Raw genomic sequence first — 6,970 nt, 5'->3', positions numbered from 1 at the left:
CGGGGCAGGTAGAGCGAAAACGCCCCGATGCGCACGCCGAGGCCGCGCAGGATCCGCCGCTCGACGGGGCTCAGCGCCCGCACTTCCGCCCGCACGGCCGCGCGGTCGATGACGCCGCCGGCCTCGACCAGCCGGAACGCGAGCCCGCGCGCCAGGCCCTTCACCTTGCCGTCGGCGACGGCCACTTCCAGCTTGCGGATCGCCGGCAGGCGGCGGCCCGCCTCGCCGGCGACGAACGCCTCCAGCCGCTGCTGCGCCCGCTGGCGCGTGCTGTCGGGGCCGAGTTCGCCCAGCAGCCGCACGCGCGGCCGGAAGGGCTCGCCGCCCGCCAGCACGCCCGCGACCTCGCCGTTCCACAGGATCGCACCGTCGGGATCGAGCGCGAACGCCGCGTCCGCCTCGGCCGCCAGCCGGCCCAGCCGCCGTACGATCTCGGGGCCCACCGCGAGCTGGGCCGCGGCCCGCAGCGCCTTCTCCTCCAGCACGCTGCCGCCCTGCGCCGGCTCGAAGCTGACGCCGGTCAGCCGGCCGACGTAGTGGCCCTCGACGGTCACGGTCCCGTCGGCCGCCACGCCCGCCAGCATCTCCTCGCGCACCCGCAGGCCGCGCATCAGCGCGCTGGTCCGCCGGTCGACGAACCGGGCCATCAGCTTCTCGTGCAGGGTGTCGGAGAGCCGGTCCTCGAGGTTGCGGGTCCGCCCCTGCCACTCGGCCGGGTCGGCCAGCCAGTCGGGCCGGTTGGCCACATAGGCCAGCGTCCGCACGCTCGCGAGCCGCGAGGCCAGGGTGTCGATCTCGCCGTCGGTGACGTTCAACTGGTCGTACTGGCGCGAGATCCAGTCGTCGCCGATCCGCCGCCCGCGCTCGGTGAGCTGCAGGAAGAAGGCGCGCACCAGGGCCGTGTGCTCCTCGGCCGCCACCTTGCGGAAGTCGGGCGTCTGGCACACGTCCCAGAGCCGCATCAGGTTGGTGCGGTCGCGCGCGCGGGTCTGGATGGCCTCGTCCTCGCTCAGCGCCTTCAGCGTGGCCTCGTCCAGCGCCTCGGCCGACAGCTTCAGGCCCGGCCGCTCGGGGAACTTCGCCAACGACGCCTGCAGCGCCGTCAGCGAGCCGAAGTCGAGCCTGGCGTTGCGCCACTCGGCCCCGGCCACCGGCTCGAAGCTGTGGTTCTCGACCGCCTCGACCAGGTCGGGGTCCATGTCCTCGGCCTCGCCGGTGACGCCGAACGTCCCGTCCTTCTGGTAGCGGCCGGCGCGCCCGGCGATCTGGCCGATCTCGTGCGGGTGCAGGAAGCGCGTGCGGCGGCCGTCGAACTTGCGCAGGCCCGCGAAGGCGACATGGTCGACGTCCATGTTCAGGCCCATGCCGATGGCGTCGGTCGCCACCAGGAAGTCGACCTCGCCCGACTGGTAGAGCGCCACCTGGGCGTTGCGGGTGCGGGGGCTGAGCGATCCCATCACCACGGCCGCCCCGCCGCGCTGGCGGCGGATCAGCTCGGCGATCGCGTAGACGTTCTCGGCGCTGAAGGCGACGACGGCCGAGCGGCGCGGCAGCTTCGTCAGCTTCTTCGGCCCGGCGTAGGTGAGCCGGCTGAACCGGTCCCGCGTCTGGATCTCGGCGTGCGGCAAGAGGCGGCGCACCAGCGGCGCCATGGCCCCGGCGCCCAGCAGCATGGTCTCGGCCTTGCCGCGGGCGTGCAGCAGGCGGTGGGTGAAGACGTGGCCGCGCTCGGGGTCGGCGCAGAGCTGGATCTCGTCGACCGCCAGGAACTCCACCTCGACCGACAGCGGCATCGCCTCGACCGTGCAGACGTAATACTGCGGCCGCGGCGGGACGATCTTCTCCTCGCCGGTGATCAGCGCCACGCAGCGGGGGCCGCGCGCCCCCACGATGCGGTCGTAGATCTCGCGCGCGAGCAGCCGAAGCGGCAGCCCGATCATCCCGGACGCGTGCCCCAGCATCCGTTCCACCGCCAGGTGGGTCTTGCCGGTATTCGTGGGCCCGAGCACCGCGACCAGATGCGACGGCGCGGCGCCCGTCGGGCGATGGCTCATGACCCTAACGTGGGGCGGACGAGGGAGTCGGGCAAGCGGGGCCGACGTCGCAGGCTCAGAGATGACGCGGGAAGTCCATCCGCTGGTGCAGGACGCGCACGATGTCGAGCATGTCACCGACCGGTCTGTAGAAGAGCATGTGGGCGCCGACAGCGAACTTGAAGTAGCCTGCCCGGATGTCGTCGCAACGACGGCCTCGGCGAGGGTCGGCCGAGACAGTCTCGATGGCTCGCAGGATTTGCCGGGCGTATCTTTCCGCTTGCTCCAGTCCCCATTTTGCCTCGCCGACATCCCAGATGGTGTCGATGTCGGCTTGCGCGGCCGGCGACAGGATGTAGCCGCTCAACGGCCCGCGCGCTTCCGAGCGATGAATGCCTCGAAGTCGAATGCTGTGGACGGTCCGCTCTCTTCGCCCTCGATCAGGGCCGCGCGCAAAGCCTCAAGGCTCGCCTCGCGTTCCTCCAGCAAACGGAGGCTTGCGCGGACGACTTCGCTGGCTGAGGCATAGCGCCCGTTCGCCACCTGTGTTTCCACGAAGCTCGTGAAGTGCTCGCCGAGGCTGATGGACGTGTTCCTGGCCACGCCAGGATAGTACCAAAGATTGGTACTTGCGCAAGCTTGCGCCGCGCCGTGTTGCGAATTGGGTGGTCACGCTTAAACGACGCAAGGGCGTTGCGCGTTTCGTCCAGAAGGCTAGGGTCGCCGGCCTTAAGTTCGGGGAATTCGCGCAATGATCGACCGCCGCCAAGTCCTTCTCAGCACCCTCGCCGCCGGCGCCGCGGCCGCGCCGTTGCCGGCGTTCGCGCTGGAAGGCGAGGGCGTCAGCGATCCGCGGCTGGCGAAGCTGCTGGACGCCTTCGTCGAGGAGATCCTGGTCGACAACCCCGAGACGGCCACCGGCCTCGGCAAGGACAAGGGCCCCCGCGCCGGCCTGAAGCGGCGCCTCGACGAGCGCTCGGGCGACGCCCGGGCCAAGCAGATCGCCGACTACGCCGACCGCGCCAAGCGCCTGAAGGCGATCCCGCGCGCGGGCCTGAAGGGGCGCGACCTCACCACCTACGACACCGTGCTCTACGCCCAGGAGATCGGCGCCGAGGGCGGCCGGTTCGGCTACGGCCGCGACTACGCCAACCCCTACGTCGTCAGCCAGCAGGACGGTCTCGTCGGCGCCATCGGCGAGTTCCTGAACGCCCAGCACCTCATCGAGACCCGCGACGACTGCGAGGCCTACCTCGTGCGCCTCGACCAGGTGGGCAGCCGCCTCGACCAGGAGAGCGACCGCATCAAGGACGCCGCCGGCAAGGGCGTGGTGCTGCCCGACTTCCTGCTCGCCACGACCCTGCAGGTGGAGAACAAGCTCCGCGCCCAGGACCCGGCGGCCACCCGTCTCGTGGGCTCGCTGGCCGACCGCGCCAAGGCCAAGGGCATCGACGGCGACTGGTCGGCCCGCGCCACGGCCATCGTGCGCGACAAGATGTTCCCGGCGCTGGAGCGCCAGATCGCGGTGCTGAAGGCGCAGGAGGCGCGGGCCACCCCGGACGCCGGCTGCTGGAAGTTCCCGGACGGCGCCGACTACTACCGCTGGGGCCTCAAGTACAACACGACCACCGAACGCACGCCGGCGGAGATCCACAGGACGGGGCTGGAGCAGGGCGCCGAGATCGACGCGCGCATGGACGCGATCCTGAAGGGCCAGGGCTACACGCAAGGGTCGGTCGGCGAGCGCATGGGCGCGCTCACCCGCGACCCGAAGTTCCTGTTCCCCGACACCGAGGACGGCCGCCGCCAGGTCATCGCCTACATCGAAGGCCGCATCGCCGCCATCCGGCCGTACCTGCCGAAGATCTCCAAGCTGGGGCTGAAGGCGCCCGTCGAGGTGCGCGCGGTGCCGAAGGAGATCCAGGACGGCGCGGGCCTGGGCTACATGAACTTCGCCGCCCTCGATGGCTCGCGCCCGGCGATCTACTACGTGAACCTCAAGAACATCGACAACTGGCCGAAGTACACGTTGGCCAGCCTCTCGATGCACGAGGCGCTGCCGGGCCACGCCTGGCAGGGCGCCTACCTCGCCGAGCGCCCGGGCGAGATCCACACCATCGCTTCGCTGATGGGCTTCGGGGCCTTCATCGAGGGCTGGGCGCTCTACGCCGAGCAACTGGCCGACGAGGCCGGGCTCTACGACGACGACCCGATGGGCCGGCTGGGCTACCTGCAGGCGCTGCGTTTCCGCGCTGCGCGCCTGGTGGTCGACACCGGCCTCCACGACCAGCGCTGGACCCGCGAGAAGGCCATCGCGACGCTGGCCGGCGCCACGGGCCGCTCGACCAACGCCGCCACCTCGGAGATCGACCGCTATTGCGCGAGCCCCGGCCAGGCCTGCGCCTACAAGACCGGCCACAACGAGATCATCCGCCTGCGCGAGAAGGCGCGGACGGCGCTCGGCCCGAAGTTCGACCTCCGCGACTTCGACGACGCGGTGGTCACCACCGGCGGCACGCCGCTGTCGGTGCTGGAGACCGTGATCGACCGGTACGTGGCCGCCGCGAAGGCCTAGGTTCCCCCTCTTTCACCCTTTGAACGTCATGGCCGGGCTTGTCCCGGCCATCCATGAACACCGATCGTGGGGGAGAGACGCAGCGTCACGGCTGAGCTTTCTTCGTAGGCGCCTGCGTGTATGGATGGCCGGGACAAGCCCGGCCATGACGTTCTTGAGGGGAGTGGGACCGCAGAGCCGCTACCGCTCCAGCCGGAACCCCAGGGGCAGCAGCGCCTCGATGGTGTGGCTCTCGGCCGTTCCGTCGTCGGCGACGCTCACCACCTCGCAGCCGGGCGCGGAGAACTCCCAGATCTTCTGGCGGCAACCGCCGCAGGGCCAGATCAGGCCCGGCAGGGAGGAGGCGACCCACACGCGCCGGATCGAGGTCAGGCCCTGGGTCACCCCCGTCGCGATGGCGCTGGCCTCGGCGCAGAGCCCCTGCGGGTAGGCCGCGTTCTCGACGTTCACCCCCTCGTACGTCCGCCCGTCGCCCGCCTCCACGATCGCCGAGACGCGGACGCCGGAGTAGGGCGCATGGCTGTTGGCGAGCAGGCGGCGAAGCGCCTCTGCGATGGCCGGCGGTGCGGCGGCCGGCGGAACGGTGGCGGTCATGCGGCGGAGGTCGTCCCGGGCGGTCGAAGGGACGATCGACTGTAGCGGCCGGCCGGCGAAAGTCGACCCGGCCGCGGCGGGCGCGACGCCGCAGGCCGGGCTCCGGTTTCAGGCGAGGGCGGCCGCCGTGCGCCGACGGCGGCGCAGCCCGGCGCCCAGCCCGGCGAAGCCCACCACCATCAGCGCCCAGGCGGCCGGTTCCGGAACCGTCCCGACGCCGACCTGCGCCTCGCCGGCCGAGAACAGGACCTGCGGATCGTAGTAGAGGCGCGTGGTGACGTCCGGCTCCGCGTAGCTGTTCAGCGTCCCGACATAACGCAGGCCCGCGAAGGTGACGCTCGACGGCAGCCCGCCGAAATCGCCGTCGCTGAACTGCTGGCCGAAATGGGCGCTGCCTTCGTCGTCGGTCTTCGCGGTCGTCGCGAACAGCACCGCGCCGTCGGCGTCCAGCAGCTCCAGGCTGCCCGTCGCGTTCACGTCGCTGCTGGCGTCGCCGTACCAGAAGGCCCAGAAGAACGTCGGGTCGATCAGCGTCAGCGTCTGTCCCGCGCCGAAGCGGATCGTGTAGTCCAGGGTGTCGCCCGCCTCCAGGCTGAACGAGGACTCGGGGCTGAACGACCCGAAGCCGCGCCAGCCGGCGGTGAAGCAGCAGCCGGCGTCCTGCGGCGTCGCCAGGTCCAGGGTCAGCTCCAGGACGACGGTCGCCGCCTGCGCCGGGGCGCCCGCGGCGAGCAGGCCCAGCGCCGCGACGGCGCCGGCAAGGGAAATCCTCATGTCCAACTCCCTTGAGGCAGGCCGTGCGCGAGCGCCGGTCCGCCTTCGAACACGCCGCCCCCATGACGGCTCGTCCTTCAGCAGACGCCCGCCGGCCGCCGGCTCCTAGGTGCAGATGGACTGTTTTCGAAACGTCACGCCGCCCCGGCGTCCAGGGCGGCGGGCTCGCCCGTGAGGCGTAGGGTGTTGCAACGCCGCGGCGGCGCCGGTTCAATCGGCCGGGCCTGGGCATGAGGCGCCGTGCGGTTTGACGCGGATCGGACGGCCGGCCCGGGCGCAATGGGCTGTCTTCGCAGGTCCGGGCTCGGGGCTGCGTCGCCGGGGGCCGCCATGGACGACCGCGTGTTCGCCGACATCCTCGACCGCGCCTATGGCGCCGCGGTGGAGCCCGGGCGATGGCCGGGCTTCCTCGAAGCCTTCGCCGACGCCGCCGGCGCCGCCTCCAGCGCGCTGGTGTGGCAGGACCAGCGCACGCGCAAGGGCCGCGGCGTCGCGGCGCGGCTCGACCCTTCCGTGCTGCCCGTCTATTTCGAGCAGTTCGCCACGCGCCATCCCAGCCAGCGATGGCAGCACAGCCCGGGCGAGCGGCTGCGCCACTTCGTGCCCAACATCGTCGCCGACGACGACGCGATGCCCAAGTCCGAGCTGGTGCGCACCGACTTCTACAACCAGTTCATGCGGCCGTTCGACCTGCACTCGGTGCTGCGCCTGGGCCTGGTCGCCGAGGGCGATGCGGCCGCCGTCCTGATGGTGGCGCGCCCCGCCGCGCGGCCGCGCTTCGGCGAGGCCGAGGTCGCCGCCCTGCGCCGGCTGCATCCGCACCTGATCCGCGCCTTCGAGCTGGCCCGCAAGCTGGGCGCGGCGCAGCCGCTCGCCCGCGGGGCCGAGGCGGTGCTGGCCGCCTCGCCGCACGCCTTCTTCGTGGTCGACGCCTGCGCTCGCGTGCTGCACGCCAATCCCGCCGCCGAGGCGCTCCTGGCGCAGCGCGACGCGC

The 6,970-nt window shown here is 71.9% G+C and carries 7 protein-coding genes; 2 read left to right on the top strand and 5 right to left on the bottom strand.

All coding sequences use genetic code 11. The features are described from left to right. The 3 genes from KF737_RS22310 to KF737_RS22300 form a co-directional block, all read right to left on the bottom strand. Positions 1–2,054: helicase-related protein (locus tag KF737_RS22310; RefSeq protein WP_296460762.1), on the bottom strand; the 2,054-nt coding region annotated here is incomplete at its 3' end. Positions 2,055–2,109: 55 nt separating this feature from the next. Then, complete coding sequence (locus KF737_RS22305) at positions 2,110–2,400, bottom strand: type II toxin-antitoxin system RelE/ParE family toxin (protein WP_296460757.1); 291 nt, start codon at positions 2,398–2,400, stop codon at positions 2,110–2,112. Continuing rightward, positions 2,397–2,636: a type II toxin-antitoxin system ParD family antitoxin gene (locus KF737_RS22300; RefSeq protein WP_296460754.1), complete on the bottom strand. Its 240-nt coding sequence runs from the start codon at positions 2,634–2,636 to the stop codon at positions 2,397–2,399. Before KF737_RS22300 ends, KF737_RS22305 begins: the two co-directional genes overlap by 4 nt. Before the next feature lie 148 nt (positions 2,637–2,784). Between KF737_RS22300 and KF737_RS22295 the strand changes: the two genes are divergently transcribed. Beyond that, the gene (locus tag KF737_RS22295) at positions 2,785–4,608 is read left to right on the top strand and encodes a DUF885 family protein (RefSeq protein WP_296460750.1); all 1,824 of its coding nucleotides are present in this window, start codon (positions 2,785–2,787) and stop codon (positions 4,606–4,608) included. A gap of 180 nt (positions 4,609–4,788) precedes the next feature. On the opposite strand, the gene cdd is transcribed toward KF737_RS22295, so the two are convergent. Continuing rightward, positions 4,789–5,202 carry a cytidine deaminase gene (gene cdd / locus KF737_RS22290; RefSeq protein ID WP_296460744.1) on the bottom strand — a complete coding sequence of 138 codons (414 nt, stop codon included), beginning with the start codon at positions 5,200–5,202 and terminating at the stop codon, positions 4,789–4,791. Positions 5,203–5,310: 108 nt separating this feature from the next. Then, the gene (locus KF737_RS22285) at positions 5,311–5,976 is read right to left on the bottom strand and encodes a PEP-CTERM sorting domain-containing protein (RefSeq protein ID WP_296460741.1); all 666 of its coding nucleotides are present in this window, start codon (positions 5,974–5,976) and stop codon (positions 5,311–5,313) included. Between the two features lie 330 nt (positions 5,977–6,306). Between KF737_RS22285 and KF737_RS22280 the strand changes: the two genes are divergently transcribed. Further along, positions 6,307–6,970, top strand: a 664-nt coding sequence (locus KF737_RS22280) for a hypothetical protein (protein WP_296460736.1), incomplete at its 3' end; no start/stop codon positions are given.

The sequence above is a fragment of the Phenylobacterium sp. genome (genome assembly GCF_019636135.1).
In the GTDB taxonomy this organism is placed as follows: Bacteria; Pseudomonadota; Alphaproteobacteria; order Caulobacterales; family Caulobacteraceae; genus Phenylobacterium.
The sequence above is the reverse complement of the archived record's forward strand: the minus strand, read 5'-3'. Positions and strand labels throughout refer to the sequence as shown.